The sequence below is a fragment of the Pseudomonas sp. ChxA genome (assembly GCF_030263855.1).
Taxonomy (GTDB): domain Bacteria; phylum Pseudomonadota; class Gammaproteobacteria; order Pseudomonadales; family Pseudomonadaceae; genus Aquipseudomonas; species Aquipseudomonas fluorescens_CB.
In genome coordinates this window covers 5616142-5634171 of record NZ_JARPMK010000001.1, presented here as the reverse complement: position 1 = coordinate 5634171, position 18030 = coordinate 5616142, and the positions used below count along the sequence as shown (strand labels likewise).

Here is an 18030-nt window from a genome sequence, read left to right as displayed (position 1 = left end):
CAGACACCTCGGTGTGTCAGGTACACAGAGTTGATGCTATCGCAGGCAAGCCAGCTCCCACCTTTGACCGAGTATGGCTTTGCTGTTGCTGTTGCTGTTGCTGTTGCTGTTGCTGTTGCTGTTGCTGTTGCTGTTGCTGTTGCTGTTGCTGTTGCTGTTGCTGTTGCTGTTGCTGTTGCTGTTGCTCTGGCCCTTACATCCTTTTCGATGACGAAGTCAGCGGTCTTTTGATCTGCGCTTTTGATCTTGATCTTGATCTGAAATCGCCCCGTCAAACACGATGGCCGGAATCTGACAGGGATTTGGGGGGTAAACCGGCAGGGATGCCGGTTTAGCCGCGCTGGGCCAAGGATGGCCCATCGCGGCGGCCCCCCAAATCACTGGCGGATTGCGGGCATGCCGAGCCATAGCGAGGCACCGAGTGTTGGGGCGAAGACTTTTTGGTTACTTTTGTGTCTTTACAAAAGTGACCCGCTGTAAGAGCGGAACCAATAGAAGCCGTTACCGCAGCAATGGATATGTACTCGGCCCGACGCAAGATAACCATCGCAGGCAAGCCAGCTCCCACATTGGATTTGCGCCGCTTAGGAGATTGCGCTTAAGGTTCGTGCAGGTTTTTTGCCCCTCGAGTTTCTATGTTCAATGCCAAACCCCTGGCCTTCGCCCTGCTGACGGCGGCCGCCTTGCCTGCCCACGCCGACTGGTACCTGGATAACGAATCCTCGCGTCTGTCGTTCGTCACCACCAAGAACACCGAGATTGCCGAGGTGCATCGCTTCCTGGTGTTGCATGGCAAGGTCGACAGCAAAGGCGCGGCGCAGCTTGAGGTCGAGATGGAGTCGATCAACAGCGGCATTCCGCTGCGCGATGAGCGCATGCGCAATGATCTGTTCCAGATCAAGACGTTCCCCGAAGCGCTGATCAGCGCGCAGATTAATCTGCAACCGATCAATGACTTGGCCGCAGGCGCGCAAATTGAATTGCGCCTGCCACTGTCGGTGACTTTGCATGGCAAGACCCAGACCTACAGCGCCGAACTGCTCGCCACGCGGCTGGATGACCGGCGCTTCCAGGTGGTGACCCTGGAACCTGTGGTGCTGCATGCCGAGGACTTCGATTTGGTGCCGGGTGTGGCGGCGCTGCGCAAGGCGGCCGGCTTGGCGTCGATCAGTTTGTCGGTGCCGGTCGGTGCGGTGCTGATTTTCACGGCGCGCTGACGTGAGCGGCGCAGTGTTTCCGTGGCGCAGCGCCAACCGTTTCGAGTTGCTGGTCGACGGACCGAGTTTCTTCCCGCAGATGCTGGTAGGCATTGCCCGCGCTGAGCAGCAAGTCGATCTGGAGTTGTATCTGGTCGAGGCCGGTGCGTGTGCCGATGCGATGGTGCAAGCCTTGGTGCTCGCGGCCGAGCGTGGCGTGCGCGTGCGCTGCCTGTTTGATGATTACGGCAGCCTGGCGTTTACCCTGGGGCTGCGTAAACGCCTGACCGATGCGGGCGTAGAGCTGCGTTTCTACAATCGCCTGAGCTGGCGACGCTGGATGCGCAACCTGTACCGCGATCACCGCAAGCTGTTGTTGATTGACCAAAGTACCGCTGTGGTCGGCGGCACGGGCGTTACCGACGAATTCTGGACGCCCGGGCAAGACACCGCCGACTGGCACGAAGTGATGGTGCAAATCAGCGGCCCGTTGGTGCTGGATTGGCAGGCGCTGTTCGACCGCCAATGGCACGCCAATGCGGCGCGCCGAGAATGGAAGCCCGCTACCCATTTCGGTTTGCCGCGCTTGCCCAAAGTGCCTGCGACCGGGCCCGGCCTTGGCCGTGTTGCGTATGCCGACGCCCGTCAGCATCGCGATATCCTGCAGTCGCTGATCCGCGCCTTGAACAGCAGCAAGACACGCATCTGGCTGGCTACACCGTATTTTCTACCGACCTGGAGCGTGCGCCGTGCCTTGCGCCGTGCGGCCGGGCGTGGCGTAGACGTGCGTTTATTGCTCACCGGCCCGCGCACCGATCACCCTTCAGTACGCTACGCCGGGCACCGTTATTACCCACGGTTGTTGCGCGCAGGTGTGCAGATCTTTGAATACCAGCCGTGCTTCCTGCACCTGAAAATGGTGCTGGTGGATGATTGGGTCAGCGTTGGCTCGTGCAACTTCGACCACTGGAATTTGCGCTTCAACCTGGAAGCCAACCTGGAGGCCTTGGACCCTGAGCTGACGGCGGCGGTGGCGGGCAGTTTCGAGCGCGATTTTGCCAAGAGCCAGGCGGTGAGCCTGGAAGCGTGGAAGGCGCGGCCGTTGTGGCGGCGGGTGAAGCAGCGGGTCTGGGGCTGGATTGACCGCTTGGTGGTCAACCTGTTGGATCGGCGGGGGTAGGGCACCCCCGCCGTTTGCTCAAAACTGCAGCGAGTACTGTGCGGTGATGCTTTGCTCTCGGGTGCGCTCACCTTGTTGTCGGCTCAAAGCCAGGTCCAGCGCACTGTCGCGGCTCAGGCGCGCGGTGGCGCCCAGTTCCAGTCGGGTGCTGAGGCGGTCCAGTGGCGCGCCACTGACACTCATCACCCGCCCGCCGTCCCAGGCCGCCTGGGTGCTGGGTTGCAGGTCGCCGCTGGCATGGGTGTAAGCCAGGCCGCCGCGCACACTCAACCACGACGGGCCAATCTGCGCCTTGCCCAGGTCAAGGTTGACCCGCACACCGCCGGTGGTCAGGTTGACGTTTTCTTTCGAGCGTTTGCCGCGCAGTGCAGCCATGCCGCCGCGTTCGTTGAAGCCGTCGCTGCGCTGTTGCACATTGGCCAGTTGCAGGTACGGCTGCCAATCCCAGAAGTCATGGCTGAACTTATAGTTGGCCTCGGCAAATGCCTGCACGCTACGACTGGCGTACTTGGCGGACAGGTGGTTTTCTACCCCAGGGAAACTGACGCGACGTTTGGTCTGTATCTCATGTTGCGCGTAGGCAATGCCGCCATACAGGCCAAAAGCGTCCCAAGTGTGGCCAACATGCAGGCCCAACTGGTAGGTGTCGACACTTGCCTTGCCGCGTGCACCGGCCTTCACCTCGGTTTGACTGCTGCCGGCCATCACCCCCACGCGAGTGCCTTGTTGCAGTGTGTGATCAAACCCAAGCAGCAGGCCCGTGCTGCTGTGGGCGGTGCGCGAGGTGCCGGTGTCGCCTGCGAGTTGGCCGGATTGCCGCGGCAGTTGCACCCAGACGCCTTGGTTTTTTGCATCGAGCCCGATGGTGCGGCCGTCTTGCGCCAGGCGCTGACGGTCGAGTGCGGCTTGACGCAACACGCGGCTGTTCTCGATCAGCACCGCTTGGGTGCTGGCATGCAGTTCGCCGCTCAACTGGTCCAGGGCCGAAGGTGCCTGCTCGGGAAACAGTGCGGTCAGGCGCTGCAGCAGCGGCGAAGGCTGAGTCTCAGCATCCGCAGCACGGGCGACGGCGCGCTGGTTGGCAGTGCCCGCCGCCGACGCCAGTGACCGACCACGGCCGAATTCCACCAGTAAGTTGTTGCCGTGTTTGACCTGGGAAACGCTGAGGAAGGGCGAGAACTCACGGTGGTCGATCGAAGCAAACTCGCCGCTCAACGCACCTTTGGCCTGCAGGATGCTGTAGCGCTGGCCCAAAGGGTAGCTGTTGGGTTGCGCGCTCAGGTACAGCGTGCCGCCGTTGATTGAGGCCTGCTGGCTGACTTGCAGTTTTGCCGGGACTGCCTGGGGCACCAGGCCGGTCATCAAGGTGGCGCCGGACGCTTGCTGGTAGTCGCCTTCGACGGCCAAGCTGCCGTTCAGGCGCAGGACGCCGCCGTCGAGTTTTACCTCGCCCTTGAGGTTGTTGACGCCATCCAGTTCCAGAATGCCCTGCTTGACGGTGGCGCCGGCGAAGCTGTTATTGCCGCTCAGGCGCAGCCAACCGATGCCGGTTTTTTCCAGGCGGCCGGGGCCACTGATATTGTTGCGCCAATCGTCCCAGGCGCCGCCTTGCCAGACAATCGCGCCGCCAGCGGGGCGATCCATATTGACGTTGGTATCGACGCGCAATTGGCCGGGGCCATCGATGGCTTTTTTCAGGTTTATCAAGCCCCAGCCGTAAACGTCGTCCACGCCCGGCTCGCCGAGGTCGGTGGCGGTGGTGAGCAATATGTCGCGGATTTGCGGGTTGTCGAGGTAGGGGAAACGTTCTATCAGCAGTGCCAGGCCGCCGGTGACGTGGGGCGCGGCCATGGAGGTGCCAGAATTTAGCATATAGCCTAGTTCGGGGTTATCACCGGTCACTGCGAAGCCATCGACACCATCGTCCTGGTCGAAGTGGTTTTCGGTTTGTATTGAACCTGCGACCCAGGACGAGTTGATATCTGTACCGGGCGCGGCCAGACACCAGTCTTTGCTGAAACCGCAGCGCTTGGAGTAATCGCTCAAGGTCAGCGCTTTATTTAAATTGACGACGGTCAACCAATAAGGCTCCAACTCGGCAATGGCACGTGGCAGGTTGGGATGAAGCCCGGCATTTGGCGCTTTTTGAGGTGAGTCGTTTGCTGTGGTGAGGTTGCCCGCTGACCAGACTTGCAGCATCCCATACTTGATAGTGTTGTCTGCGATGGCCTTGAGTTCTGAATAAATGGAGGTTCCGGTTTCGCTTAATGCCAGGTTCAGCTCTGTTTCATTCGCAGGCGAAAATGCGCTGCCCCAACTATTATTGACGACACGCACATTTTGACTGTGCAACTGGGCATAGGCGACGTTTACCGCTGCAACTGTCGGAAGGGGCGCGCGCGTAATATCTCTTAAGGCAAGTGGGCCTCCCAGGTAGGTATTACCGTACTTGCGCACTGCACTCACGTTGGCAGCGTAAGCCACGCCCTGCACTCCAGAGCCATCACGATTGGCGAGCGCTATGCCGGCAACGTGAGTGCCGTGCGCGTCGTATTCAGAACCTACCGCTCTGAGATAGTCATCAAGTTGCTCACGGGTGAGCGTGCCCTCGGCAATGGACTCTTCAAGGCCGGGCAATGCTTCAGGTGGCAATGCGTCGATAACGGTGACCGAGGCACGGTCACCTTCGGTATAGAAGCAGCCGTTCTCCAGTACGGTCCCACTCATGCAGCCGGTGTCAGCCATAAGCACGCCGATGGCTGGCTTCCCCGCAAACTCGCTATGGCGCAGGTCTGTTCCAGTATCGTAAACCCCTAAGCGTACCCCTGCGCCACTCAAACCCCGTGCATAAGCGTAGTCCGCCCCGACCGCGCCCAACCCCCAGTTACTCTTGAACTCGTCACTGCGCCAGCTGGCCGCATCGTGCAGTCGGCCCTGTTCGGCATAGCTTGCGGCTTCAACGGGCATACCCGACAGGCACCCAAGCACACAGAGGGCGATAGTATTTCGTTTGAAAGAGGATTGAGCGGCCGCATTCAGGGCGTTCGCACGGTCTTTTTTCGAGGGCGACATGGTCCACACACCTGCACATAGAAATGAGCTGACAGGGTGTGCGAACGTGCCGGGAGCGTTATGTAGGACATGGCTGGAGCGAGAGAGAGAAACTTCACTTTTTGCTGATTGAGGCGGGCGAGTACCTCAAGCCCCCTCTTTAGAAAAGAGGGGGCGCAGGTCTTACAACAACTCGAACGTCTGCTGCTGCACATCCTGGGAGTCCAACCCGATCTGCACATTGAACTCACCCGGCTCAGCCGCGAATTTGAGCTGGGTGTTGTAGAACTTCAAGTCTTCCTCGGTGATGGTGAAGTGCAGCGTGCGTTCTTCACCGGACTTGAGCATGACCTTCTGGAAGTTCTTCAGCTCTTTGACCGGGCGGATCATCGAGCCGGCCACGTCCTGGATATACAACTGCACCACGGTTTCGCCATCGACCTTGCCGGTGTTCTTCACGGTGACGCTGGCGTCGAGCTTGCCGGTCTTGTTCAGGGTGGTGGACGACAGCGCCATGTCCGCCAGGCTGAACGTGGTGTAGCTCAGGCCATAACCGAACGGGAACAGTGGCCCGGTAACGTCATCGAAGTACTGCGAGGTGTAATTGCCCGGCTTGCCTGGGGTGAACGGCCGGCCGATGCTCAGGTGGTTGTAGTAGGTCGGAATCTGCCCCACCGAACGAGGGAAGGTGATCGGCAGCTTGCCCGATGGGTTGTAGTCACCGAACAGCACGTCGGCGATGGCGTTGCCGCCTTCGGTGCCGGCAAACCAGGTTTCCAGGATGGCGTCAGCCTCTTTGTTCTCATCCACAATCGACAGTGGGCGGCCGTTCATCAGCACCAAGACCAGCGGTTTGCCGGTGGCTTTGAGCGCTTTGATCAGGTCGCGCTGGCTTTGCGGAATGTTCAGGTCGGTACGGCTGGAGGACTCGTGGGACATGCCACGGGACTCGCCTACGGCGGCGACCACTACGTCGGCTTCCTTGGCGGCCTTGACCGCTTCGTCGATCATCACTTGGGCAGGGCGGGTGTCATCGACCACTTCCGGCGCATCGAAGTTGAGGAAGTTGAGGTAGTCGACCACGGCTTTGTCGTTGGTGATGTTGGCGCCACGGGCATAGATGATTTTGCCCTTGTCGCCGATCACGTGGTTCATGCCGTCCAGCAGCGTGACGGACTGTTCAGGCTTACCGGCAGCGGCCCAACTGCCCATCATGTCGATCGGTGCCTTGGCCAGCGGGCCGACCAGCGCGATGGTCGCGGTTTTTTTCAGCGGCAGGGTGTTGTTGTGGTTTTTCAGCAAGACCTGGCTGCGGCGGGCAATATCGCGCGCATCGCTGCGGTGCAGGCGGCTTTCGGCATAGGTGTCGGCCGGGTCATCTTCGGCCTTGCCGATGCGCAGGTACGGGTCTTTGAACAGGCCCATGTCGTACTTGGCGCCGAGCACTTCGCGCACCGCATTGTCGATGTCGCTTGGCTCGATTTCGCCGGACTTGAGCAGGCCAGGCAATTCCTTGCCGTACAGCGAGTCGTTCATGCTCATGTCGATGCCGGCCTTGATCGCCAGCTTGGCAGCCTCACGCCCGTCCTTGGCCACGCCATGCTTGATCAGCTCGAAGATCGCGCCATGGTCGCTCACGGCCAAACCTTTGAAGCCCCAGTCCTTGCGCAGCAGGTCGTTCATCAGCCAGGTGTTGGCGGTGGCCGGTACGCCGTTGATCGAATTCAATGCCACCATCACACCGCCGGAACCGGCCTTGATTGCTGCGTGGTACGGCGGCAGGTAGTCCTGGTACATCTTGACCGGGCTCATGTCGACCACGTTGTAGTCGCGACCGCCTTCCACCGCGCCATACAGGGCGAAGTGCTTGACGCTGGCCATGATGCTGTCGGCATTTGCCGGGCTTACGCCCTGGAACGCCTTGACCATCACTTCGGCGATGCGCGAGACCAGGTAGGTGTCTTCACCAAAACCTTCGGAGGTGCGGCCCCAGCGCGGGTCGCGGGAGATGTCGACCATCGGCGCAAAGGTGATGTCGAGGCTGTCGGCGGCGGCTTCCTGGGCGGCGATGCGACCGGAGCGGCCGATGGCGTCCATGTCCCAGCTGGAGGCCAGGGCCAGGCTGATCGGGAAAATCGTGCGGTGGCCGTGGATCACGTCATAGGCGAAGAACATCGGGATCTTCAACCGACTGCGCATGGCCGCGTCCTGCATCGGACGGTTTTCCGGGCGGGTGATCGAGTTGAACGTGCCGCCAATGCGCCCGGCGGCGATTTCCTTGCGGATCAGCTCGCGGGGCATTTCCGGGCCGATGCTGATCAGGCGCAATTGGCCGATCTTTTCATCCAGGGTCATCTGCTTGAGCAGGTCGCTGACGAAGGCGTCCTTGTCTTTAAGCGCAGCAGGCTTTGTTTCTGCCCATACGGGGTGACTGGCCAGAGTGGCAACAAGGCCGAGCAAACACAGCTTTTTCATGAATATCCTTTTTCGGCTACTGCACAGCGAAATGCGCTGGTCTGCCAAAATGTGGGGGAACCTATGTTGTTGTTCGAGTGTTATTGCACTTAATGCACCACACTTGTGAACTCTTATTCGCGCTGGGCATCTTTTTAGCTGATTGGCTCGATGCAATCCAGTGGTGGCGGATTATGCCCCAAGCGCGCGGTTTATAGGTTTAGTCGTCACATTCCATCCAGATTGGGCAGGAGAAACACTATGCAAGCAGCACAACATTACCGCTGGGGCTTCAAGGCCGCGGCTTTTCTATTGATCAGCACGGTGCTGAGCGGTTGCGGCATCAATACCATTCCGACCCTGGACGAACAGGCCAAGGCGGCCTGGGGCCAGGTGCAGAACCAGTACCAACGCCGCGCCGACCTGATTCCCAACCTGGTGGAAGTGGTCAAGGGCTATGCGGCCCATGAGCAAGACACGCTGACGGCTGTGATTGAAGCACGCGCCAAGGCCACTTCTATCCAGGTGGATGCCAGCACGCTCGACAACCCGGAAAAACTCAAGCAGTTCCAACAAGCCCAGGACGGTCTGAGCGGTGCGCTTAGCCGTTTGATGGTGGTGTCCGAGCGCTACCCGGACCTCAAAGCCAACCAGAACTTCCTGGCGTTGCAGTCTCAGCTGGAAGGCACCGAAAACCGTATCGCCGTGGCCCGTCGCGACTTTATCCAGGCAGTGCAGGCTTACAACACCGAGATCCGCACCTTCCCGGGCCGCCTGTGGCACAGCGTGATGTACAGCGACTTGCCGATCCGCGCCACGTTTGAAGCCACCAGTGCCGACGCCGATAAAGCGCCGCAAGTGAAGTTCAAATAAGGCTTCTCTGAGGTGTCGATGCGTTTATTACGGATAGGCTTGGCGCTGTGGCTGCTGGCCTGCGTGGGCGCGGCCCAGGCGGCGCTGACCTTCCCGGCCTTGACCGGGCGGGTGGTGGACACCGCGCAGATGATCGACCCGGCGGTACGTGCGCAGCTGACCCAGCAATTGCAGGCGCTGGAGCAAACCTCGGGCGACCAGATCGTGGTGGTGACCGTGCCCGACCTGCAAGGCGTGCCCATTGAGGACTACGGTTATCAATTGGGCCGCCAGTGGGGCATTGGCCAGAAGGGAAAGGACAATGGCGCGCTGTTGATCGTCGCCCGTGATGAGCGCAAATTGCGCATCGAAGTCGGTTATGGCCTCGAAGGCGTGCTGACCGATGCGCAGTCGTGGGTGATCATCAACCAGGTGATCGCGCCCAAGTTCAAGGCCGGTAATTACAGCCAGGGCATCAGCGACGGCGTTGCGGCCATGATTCAGGTGGTGGGCGGCGAGCCGCTGGCTGTGCCGGCCCATGTGGCGGACGCGAATTTTGCCAAGGATAATCCGGGGTTTTCCATCGGCTTGTTCATCCTGCTGATCGGCGTGTTGTGGCTGTGTAATCGGCTGGGGCTGCCCGTTGGCGCTATCCTGCTGGCGATTCTCAGCAGCAGTGGACGCGGCGGCGGTGGCGGGGGCGGCGGTGGTGGCTTCAGAGGCGGCGGCGGTGGTTTTGGCGGCGGTGGTGCCTCAGGTGGCTGGTAATGACAATAACTAGAACAGAGCATCTACAACCATGGCATTACTGACTGAACACGAGCAGCGCCAAGTCGCCGAAGCGATCGCGCGCGTCGAAAAAACCACGGACGCCGAGCTGGTCACCGTGCTGGCCGCGCGTGCTGATGATTACGCCTATATCCCGCTGCTGTGGGCCAGCCTGATCGCCTTGGTGGTGCCTGGCATCGTGCACTACCTGTCGGGCTACCTGACCATGTACACCTTGCTGTTGGCGCAATGGGCGACCTTCATTGTGCTGTGCCTGGTGTTTCGCCTGCCCATGGTCACCACCCGGCTGATTCCGCGTTCGGTACGCCACTGGCGTGCGTCGAACCTGGCGCGGCGACAGTTCCTGGAACAGAACCTGCACCACACGCTGGGCAGCACCGGGGTGCTGATTTTTGTCAGCGAGGCGGAGCGGTATGTGGAGATCCTGGTGGACGACGGTATTTCCAAGCACCTGGATGACGACAGCTGGGAAGGCATCGTCAAGGCGTTCACCCAGCAGGTGAAGCAGGGGCAGACGCTGGCGGGGTTTATTGCCTGCATCGAGGCGTGTGGTGAATTGCTGAAGGTGCATGTGCCGGTGACGCAGACGCGTAATGAGCTGCCTAACCGGTTGATCGTGCTGGAATAGCTGCTTTTCTGTGGGAGCCGGGCTTGTGTGGGAGCTCCCACAAAAGCCAGCTCCTACATAAGTCAGTTTCCAGAGAAAAGTGATTCCCGCATTTGATTTGTGGCGGCTGGGCGACCGTTGATCAAATAACCCCGTGCCCTAAACCTTCATCCCCCCTAAAATGCCCGGCATTCTTTGCCCGAGGCGTTTTTGTTCATGTCTGTCACCGCTCAACCTGCCAGCCCTGCGCCGGACCATCACGCCCAGTTCATCGAACTGCTGAGCGCAAGCCTCGCGCAGAACGCGTTTATCAAGCTGGTGCTGGCCAAGTACGTCGGTGAGGAAGCCGAGTTGCAGCGGCTGATCATCAAGCAGGTCGTGGTCAAGGAGCAGGCGTGTCTGTCCTTTGTCTATCGCTACAAGACCCGCGACATCACCAAGAACTTGCCGCTGGCCGAAGGCGTGGCGGCGATTGCCGCGCTGCTGCCGGCGTCGTTCAAGAATGCGCATTTGCTGTCGCTGACCGACGAAGCCCAGCTGGAATACAGCAAAAAGAACAAAAGCTCGCTGTTCAAAAGCAAGCCGCAGCAATTGCGCGAGGCGCCTTCGGCTGAGCATAACCGCGAGAAAAACCGCTTCCTCGACTTGAACCGGCCATTCCTAGCCGACCTGGGCGTCACCGACGCCAAGCAGGCGCTGATCCCGTCGATGTCGCGCAAGTGGAAGCAGATCAACAAGTTCATCGAAGTATTCAGCCATGCGCTGACCTCATCGCCGTTGAAGCTCGACCAACCGGTGCGTGTGGCGGATTTCGGTTCGGGCAAGGGCTACCTGACGTTCGCCATTCACGATTACCTGCGCAACACCCTCAAGGCCGAGGGCGAAGTGACGGGCGTGGAATTGCGTGAAGACATGGTAACCCTGTGCAACACCGCCGCCGCACGCCTGGAGCATCCGGGGCTGGTGTTCAAGTGTGGTGATGTGCGCAGTGTGGCGCCCAGCGAACTGGATGTGATGATCGCCCTGCATGCCTGCGATATCGCCACCGACTACGCGATCCACACCGGCATCCGTTCCGGTGCGTCGATCATCATGTGCTCGCCATGCTGCCACAAACAGATCCGCCTGCAGATCCAGAGCCCGCTGCTGCTCAAGCCGATGCTGCAATACGGCCTGCACCTGGGCCAGCAGGCGGAGATGGTCACCGACAGCTTGCGTGCGCTGTTCCTGGAAGCCTGTGGTTACGAGACCAAGGTGTTCGAGTTCATCTCGTTGGAACACACCAACAAGAACAAGATGATTCTGGCGGTCAAGCGGGCCGAGCCTGTGGACAATGCGCAACTGTTGGAAAAAATCCAGCAGCTGAAGGCGTTCTACCACATCAGCGAACACTGCCTGGAAACCCTGCTGCGTGCGGATGGCTTCTTGAACTGAATGCGGTCTCCTGTGGGAGCTGGCTTGCCTGCGATGGCATCACCTGGGTTTGCTGATAGACCGAGGTGTCTGCATCGCAGCGGTGCGACGATTCGACAAGCCAGCTCCCGCACAAGCAGGCGCAGGCTGCACCGCCGTCTTACGCCCGAGCATCACCGTCACGATCACGCCACACGCAAACACCCAGGTAATCGGCTCGATATGTTCACCAAAGAACAACGCCGAAAACGCGATGGTGAAGAAAATCTGCAACAGCTGGATCTGGCTGACCCGCGCAATGCCGCCCATGGCCAGCCCGGCGTACCAGGCAAAGAACCCCAGAAACTGCGAGAACAGCGACACATACCCAAACGCCCACCAGGTGCGCATGGAAATCGCGCCTTGGTGCTGCGCCGCCAAATACCATACCGGGCCGATCAATACTGGCGTCGACAGCACCAGCGCCCAGCAGATCACTTGCCAGCCGCCCATTTCCTTGGCCAATCGGCCGCCTTCGGCATACCCCAGGCCGCCCAGGGCGATGGCTGCGAACATCACCAAATCCCCGGCTTGAATACTGCCGGCGCCAGTGATCAACGCGTAACTCAACACCAGCGCACTGCCCAGCGCCGCGCAGGCCCAGAAGGCTTTTGACGGCCGCTCATGGGACAGCCACGCCGCATACAACGCCACGCACAGCGGCTGCAGGCCATTGACCAACGCACCATGGGACGCCGGCAAGGTTTGCATGGCCCAGGCCGAGAGCACGGGGAAGCCAAGGATCACACCGAGGATGACCAGGCTCAGCCCACGCACCTGGCGCCAGGTTGGCCAGCTTTCTCGGCGCCACAGCAACAGCGCCGCTGCCGGGATCGCTGCGAACAAGGCGCGCCCGAGGCCATTGAGCAAGGGGTGGATTTCCTGCACCACAATGCGAGTGAAGGGCAATGTCAGGCTGAAGATAACGACGCCCAGCAGGCCGAGGGCCATGCCGGTATTTTCGCGCGAGCTCATGAGTGGGGACCAGAATCTGGAGGGCTTCAAGGGAAGCCCATCTAGCCACAACCCCCGCCGATTGCGGGCCTACAGCTGGTCGCAGATTTATCCGTACAGTTTCAATCTTTAAGCTGGCAGGCACGCCGCTATCGCGGGCAAGCCCGGCTCCCACAGTTGATCTCTATCGTCTGGCGGACCGAGTTCTCCTGTGGGAGCTGGCTTGCCTGCGATGGCCTCACCCTGGTCTTTAGAAGAACCGCGTAATGCTGATCTTCGCATCGCGGCCCTTGGTGTAGGCACGATCACCGCTCAAGGCCGGGCGGAAGTTGTTGTTGAACAGGTTGTCCACGGTGAAGTTCACCTCGGTGCCTTTGAGGTACGCCTGTTGCGGCTTCCATTTGGCGAACAGGCCTTGGGTGTTGTAGGCCTTGTTGCCGTACTGGTCGTAAAACAGGTCGCCCAAACTGCTGCCCGGGCCGCCGGAGTATTTGTCACTCGGCAAGCGATCGGTCGCGCCAATGAACTGGCCCATCCAGCCGACTTGGGCGTCCCAGGCCGGGATGTTGGTGCCCAGTACCAGCACCCATTTGGTCGGTGGAATATCGCGGGCCGGCACATCCGGGCCCCACGGATTGGTGTAGGCGCCTTCGTGTTCACCCTTGGCGTAGGCGAACGACACCGAGCCGAACAGGTAGGTGGAGTTGTAGAACGATTCCAGCTCAAAGCCCTTGATGGTCAGGCCGCCGATGTTGCGGTAGTTGGACATCGCCCCAGGCGGGCACGCGTTGGCAATGGTGCCACCGTTGACGGCCTGGTTCTGGCAACCCACGCCGGTGGCCTTGAAGATTTCGTCTTCGACTTTGTTATGGAACAGTGTGGCGCGCACTTGCAGGTTATCGTTCTGGGCGATCAGGTTGTCGAAGCTGGTGACGCCACCCAGGGTGATCGAGGTGATGCGCTCCGGGTCGAGGTCGACGCTGGTGGCGGTGCGGCTGCCCAGGCCTTGCACTTCATACTGCTCGTCGATCACCGGCGCACGCCAGGTCTTGCTCCAGTTGGCGAACAGCCCCAGGTTCGGCGTGACGTTCCAGAACAACGCCAGGCGCGGCGACCAGCCGGTGTAGGTGCGGTCGCTGTAGTCGTGGCCGAAGGACGGATCCGGGTTGTTGTAGTACGGCGCGTCATTGCCTTCGCCACGGTTGCGCACATGGTCGTAGCGCAGCGACGGGGTGATGGTCACGTCGCCCACGGTGACTGCGTCCTGGACAAAGAAACTGTTGGTGTCGACCTTGCCGTGGGGCATGAAGCCCGGCTGGAAGTGCCCGTAGTTGTAGCGCGCAGTGTTGTAGGTGGTGCCGGGCATCCACATTTCGGTTTCGCGGATGTGCTTGCGGATCTGCCCGCCGACGGTCACCGCGTGCTGCAAGGGGCCGGTGTCAAACAGGCTGACGTTGCGGATGTCGAGGTTCTTGTCGGTGTAGGCGGTGTCCATCTTGCGCCCGCCGGTGGCCAGTTGGAAAAACGCGGTGGCGTCGCGTTCGTCGGTCTGGTCGGTGTTGGACTGGGAATATTTGACGGTCAGGTCGATCAGCGGGTTATTCACCGGCGTGTATTCGTACTTGCCCGACCAGGTGGTGTCAGTGGTGTCACGCTGGGCTAAAAAACGCTTCAGCGCGTTTTCGTAACCGTAGCGGTCGATGTTGGCCTGGGTCGGCGGCGTCGGGTAGCTGGCGGCGGAAAACGGTGTCCAGCGGTTGCTGTGGGAGCGCGAGTAAGACAGACCAACGCTGTGCTCCTCGGTGAAGTGGGCGTTGACCTTGAACAGTTTGCCATCCACATCCTGGGCGCTGTTGGGCAGGCGCTGCGGGTTGACCGGGTATTCGTTGTTGTCGTTGGGCAGCTTGGCGGCCACCTTCATGTCGCCGCCGTCGCGCTGGGTCAGGTAGGCCAGCGCGTCGAAACGGCCGTCGTCGGTGCGGCCATACACGGCACTGCTGTAGATCTGTTCGTGGTCATTGCTGGAGTAGCCGTATTTGAGCATTGCACCGCTGTTGCGACCGTCTTGCAGCAGGTCCGGGGCATCCTTGGTGGTCATGTTGACCGTGCCGCCAAAGCCGCCGTTGCCGGTGAACGGCGAGTTGGGGCCTTTCTCGACCTCAATGCTCTTGATCAGCTCCGGCTCGATAAACACGGTGCCTTGCTGGTAGCGCTCAAAGCCGGTTTTGGTGGCGCCGTCGACGGTCATCGGCACGTCTTCGGCATCGCCGAAACCTCGAATATTGATGGTCTGGCCACCGGGCTTGAGCGAGCCGCCCTGGCTCACGCCGGGCAAGGTCTGCAACAGGCTGGGGATGTTGTTGGACTGGTAGCGGTCGATGTCGGCCTGGGTCATGGTCGAGCGGTTGACGGTGCTGGAGTCGACTTCGTTACCGGTGCCGATCACGCTGAGGGCATCCAGCTGGATGGCGCCGCTGTGGGTGGTCTTGCCCTCGTCGGGGCGCACCACGTAGGTGTTGCCGACTTTGATCAGGGTGAACTCGCCGTTTTTCAGCAAGCTGCGAATCGCCACTTCCGGGCTGAATTCACCGTTGAGCGCCGGCGCCTGCACATGCTTGAGCAGTGTTTCATCGAACAACAGCTGGATTTTCGCCTGCTGCGCGACAAAGCTCAGGGACGTGGCCAGCGATTGGGCGGGCAGTTGCAGCCTGAGCGACTCGGCCTGGGCGCTGAGGCTCAAGGCCATGCAGGTGGCAATAAGGGTCGGTCGAAGAAACAGGTGCGAAGCGTGGCAAGGCGCGCGAAACATGAAATCCCCCGGGGCGGCTAAATAGCCAAAAAGGTGTGCGTATCCAACACAGTCGGGAGGAAGACGGGGCAGTGGCAAAAAACCACACATGCGAATGCAAAATATTCTCAAGTGTGACTTTTGCAGGCTTTACTTGAGCGGTTCGATTCTGACTATGCCATCGGCCGAGGCCACGGTTTTAACCGGCAGCAGGGCGGGCAGGGCGCTGAGCAGGGCATCCGGGTCATTCACATCCAGATTGCCCGAGACCTTCAGTTGCGCCACGGCTTTGTTGACCTGCATGGGCGCTTGAGGCCGGTAGAGGCTCAGTTCATCGATCAGGCTGGCCAACTCTCGATTGCGAAACGACAGGTGCCCACTGCGCCAATCGGCCACTTCTTCGGTGGTGAGTGTCTGTTGCTGCACGGTGCCTTTGGCGTAGCTGTACGTGGCACGTTGCTGGGCGCCGAGCAACGCCACCGGGCTTTTGGCGTCCGGCTCGAAGGCGACCTGGCCATGGGCGACGCTGACCACCAGTTGTTGCTGGCTGCGCCGCACGTCAAACCCGGTGCCGACCACCCGCACATTCGCCTCGCCGGCTTGCACGTAGAGCGGGCGCTCTTTGTCGGCGGCAACTTCGATAAAGACCTGGCCCTTGTCCAGATGCAGGATGCGTTGATGCGCGCTGAAATCCACGCGTAGGTGAGTGTTGGCATTCACATACAGCGTGCTGCCGTCGGGCAGGGCGAGTGTGCGCATGCCTTTGGCGTGCCCGGCAATCTGGCTGTGGAGCAGCGCGCGGGGCGCACCGATATTCGTCGCCAGCACGGCGCAGACCAGTGCGGCGGCCACGGCCAGGGCCGGGCGCATTATCGAGGGTTTACGCTTGGGCAGCGGTACGGGTTTGTTCAGTTGCTGCAACTGGGCGAGGTCGTCCCACAGTTGTTCGAATTCGGCATAGGCACGGGCGTGGGCGGGCGTTGCCTGCCAGGCGGCAAAGGCTTTGCGATCGGCACGCGCTGCGCCATTGCGGTTGCGGGCAAACCAGCTGGCGGCTTGGGCATCGATGGAGTCGCTCGCCTCGATATCCAGGGCGTCGATGTCGCTCAGGCGGTTCATTCTGGCTGCTCCGTGCCGGGTTCTGGTTGAAGGCGTCGCTTGCAATGCAGCAGGGCAAAAGCGATGTGCTTTTCTACCATGCTGGTCGAAATGCCCATGCGCTCGGCGATCTGCGCCTGGCTCAAGCCTTCGAAGCGGTGCAGCATAAGGGCTTCTCGCCTGCGGGGCGAGAGTTCGGCAAGGACTTCTTTCAACTGTTCCAGGCGTTGCAGGCGCTGCGCGGCGGCCATGGGGTCGTTTTGCGCGTCGCTGACCGGCTCCGTGTCAATGTCGGTCGGATCGGAATGGGCGCTCTGGCGTACCTTCTGTTTACGCCAGTGATCGCGCAACAGGTTGCGCGCCATCTGGAACAGAAACGCCCGTGGCTGCTCGACCTTGGCGCGGTCGCGGTAGTCCAGCCACTGGGTGAAGACATCCTGGGTCATGTCCGCCGCGTCGCTGGCGTTGTCCGTGCGCTTGCGCAGGAAATGCAGGATATCTGCATAAAACCCGCGAAAGGCATCGGCCGACAACGGGTCGGGCTTGGGACGAGACATGGATATCCTTCTTGACGAAGCACGACGTAGAAAAGTCGCGAATGATATCGAGAACTATTGTCATTTGTCTCTATGTAATGGGTTCATGGGTTCAAAAATGTGGGAGCTGGCTTGCCTGCGATAGCGGTGCGACGATTCGACAAGTCAGCTCCCACAGGAGGCCGTGGTTTTAGCGCAGTAATGCTTTGAGCTGTTCGATCCCAGCCTCACCCAACGGGAACACCGGCAAGCGTGGATCGCCCGCCTCCAGGCCGGTCAGTCGCAACCCGGCCTTGATCGTCGCGGGCAAACCGCCCTTGAGGATGAACTCCAGCAACGGCAACTGGCGATAGAACAGCTCCCGCGCCAGTGTCAGGTCATTGGCGAGCACCGCGTCATACAACTTCAGGTTGAGCTGCGGGATCAGGTTCGGCGCTGCCGTGCACCAACCCTTGGCACCCGCCGCGAAGGCTTCCAGCGCCAGTGGGTTGCAGCCGTTGTAGAACGGCACGTCGCTGTGGCGATGCAACTGGTGCATGCGCTGAATATCGCCGGTGCTTTCCTTGACCATGGTCACGTTCGCCACCTGTTTGACGATGCGCAGGATCAAGTCCACCGACATGTCCGTGCCACTGGTAGCCGGGTTGTTGTAAAGCATGATCGGCACGCCGACGCTGTCGCCAATCGCGGCGTAGTGGGCGAGGATTTCCGCTTCGCTGAGTTTCCAGTACGAGGCCGGCAGCACCATCACTACATCGGCGCCATTGGCTTCGGCATAACGGGCGCGACGCACGGCTTTGGCGGTGGTCAAGTCAGACACGCTGACAACTGTGGGTACGCGCCTGGCGATTTTTGCAAGGCTATAGGCGCTGACCTCATCCCACTCCGCATCGCTTAAATACGCGCCTTCACCGGTGCTGCCCAAAGGCGCGATGGCGTGCACGCCGCTGTCGATAAGGCGGTCGATGGAGCGGCCGAGGGCGTCGAGGTCAATGCGCTGGCCGTCGGTGCTGAATGGGGTGATGGTGTAGCCGATGATGCCGTGAATAGTGGGGTTGGACATGGGAAGTCTC

At 60.7% G+C, this 18030-nt stretch carries 14 protein-coding genes; 7 read left to right on the top strand and 7 right to left on the bottom strand.

From position 1 onward, the window contains the following. Positions 1–73 precede the first annotated feature (73 nt). The 3 genes from P5706_RS25420 (at position 74) to P5706_RS25410 (ending at position 2376) form a co-directional block, all read left to right on the top strand. A complete protein-coding gene (locus P5706_RS25420; protein WP_285682063.1) occupies positions 74–211 on the top strand; it encodes a hypothetical protein in 138 nt (45 codons plus the stop codon). Positions 212–635: 424 nt separating this feature from the next. Continuing rightward, positions 636–1217, top strand: coding sequence for a YceI family protein (locus tag P5706_RS25415; RefSeq protein WP_285682567.1), 582 nt, complete (start codon positions 636–638; stop codon positions 1215–1217). Between the two features lies 1 nt (position 1218). After that, positions 1219–2376, top strand: a complete 1158-nt coding sequence (locus P5706_RS25410) for a phospholipase D-like domain-containing protein (protein ID WP_285682565.1) — start codon at positions 1219–1221, stop codon at positions 2374–2376. An 18-nt stretch (positions 2377–2394) separates the two neighbouring features. Here the strand turns inward: P5706_RS25410 and P5706_RS25405 are convergent, their stop codons facing one another. Together P5706_RS25405 and bglX are read right to left on the bottom strand one after the other, a co-directional pair. Beyond that, a complete protein-coding gene (locus P5706_RS25405; protein ID WP_285682563.1) occupies positions 2395–5343 on the bottom strand; it encodes an autotransporter serine protease in 2949 nt (982 codons plus the stop codon). A 267-nt stretch (positions 5344–5610) separates the two neighbouring features. Next, positions 5611–7902, bottom strand: coding sequence for a beta-glucosidase BglX (gene bglX / locus P5706_RS25400; protein ID WP_285682561.1), 2292 nt, complete (start codon positions 7900–7902; stop codon positions 5611–5613). Positions 7903–8142: 240 nt separating this feature from the next. On the opposite strand from bglX, the gene P5706_RS25395 reads away from it, so the two are divergent. The 4 genes from P5706_RS25395 to P5706_RS25380 all read left to right on the top strand — a co-directional run bounded on the left by P5706_RS25395 (position 8143) and on the right by P5706_RS25380 (position 11563). Then, positions 8143–8754, top strand: a complete 612-nt coding sequence (locus P5706_RS25395; protein ID WP_285682560.1) for a LemA family protein — start codon at positions 8143–8145, stop codon at positions 8752–8754. An 18-nt stretch (positions 8755–8772) separates the two neighbouring features. After that, entirely contained in the window at positions 8773–9501 is a 729-nt protein-coding gene (locus tag P5706_RS25390) for a TPM domain-containing protein (protein WP_285682558.1), read from the top strand. 31 nt (positions 9502–9532) lie between these two features. Further along, positions 9533–10150: a TPM domain-containing protein gene (locus tag P5706_RS25385; RefSeq protein WP_285682556.1), complete on the top strand. Its 618-nt coding sequence runs from the start codon at positions 9533–9535 to the stop codon at positions 10148–10150. A 195-nt stretch (positions 10151–10345) separates the two neighbouring features. Beyond that, positions 10346–11563, top strand: a complete 1218-nt coding sequence (locus P5706_RS25380) for a class I SAM-dependent methyltransferase (protein WP_285682554.1) — start codon at positions 10346–10348, stop codon at positions 11561–11563. Between the two features lie 39 nt (positions 11564–11602). Here the strand turns inward: P5706_RS25380 and P5706_RS25375 are convergent, their stop codons facing one another. From P5706_RS25375 to P5706_RS25355, 5 genes are all read right to left on the bottom strand, one after another. Further along, positions 11603–12556, bottom strand: coding sequence for a DMT family transporter (locus tag P5706_RS25375; protein WP_285682552.1), 954 nt, complete (start codon positions 12554–12556; stop codon positions 11603–11605). Between the two features lie 229 nt (positions 12557–12785). Beyond that, entirely contained in the window at positions 12786–15344 is a 2559-nt protein-coding gene (locus P5706_RS25370) for a TonB-dependent receptor (RefSeq protein WP_285682550.1), read from the bottom strand. Positions 15345–15473: 129 nt separating this feature from the next. Continuing rightward, positions 15474–16442: a FecR family protein gene (locus P5706_RS25365; protein WP_285682548.1), complete on the bottom strand. Its 969-nt coding sequence runs from the start codon at positions 16440–16442 to the stop codon at positions 15474–15476. Further along, the gene (locus tag P5706_RS25360; protein WP_200430739.1) at positions 16439–16978 is read right to left on the bottom strand and encodes an RNA polymerase sigma factor; all 540 of its coding nucleotides are present in this window, start codon (positions 16976–16978) and stop codon (positions 16439–16441) included. The genes P5706_RS25365 and P5706_RS25360 overlap by 4 nt, the downstream gene beginning before the upstream one ends. A 169-nt stretch (positions 16979–17147) precedes the next feature. Continuing rightward, entirely contained in the window at positions 17148–18020 is an 873-nt protein-coding gene (locus P5706_RS25355) for a dihydrodipicolinate synthase family protein (protein ID WP_285682546.1), read from the bottom strand. Positions 18021–18030: the final 10 nt, after the last annotated feature.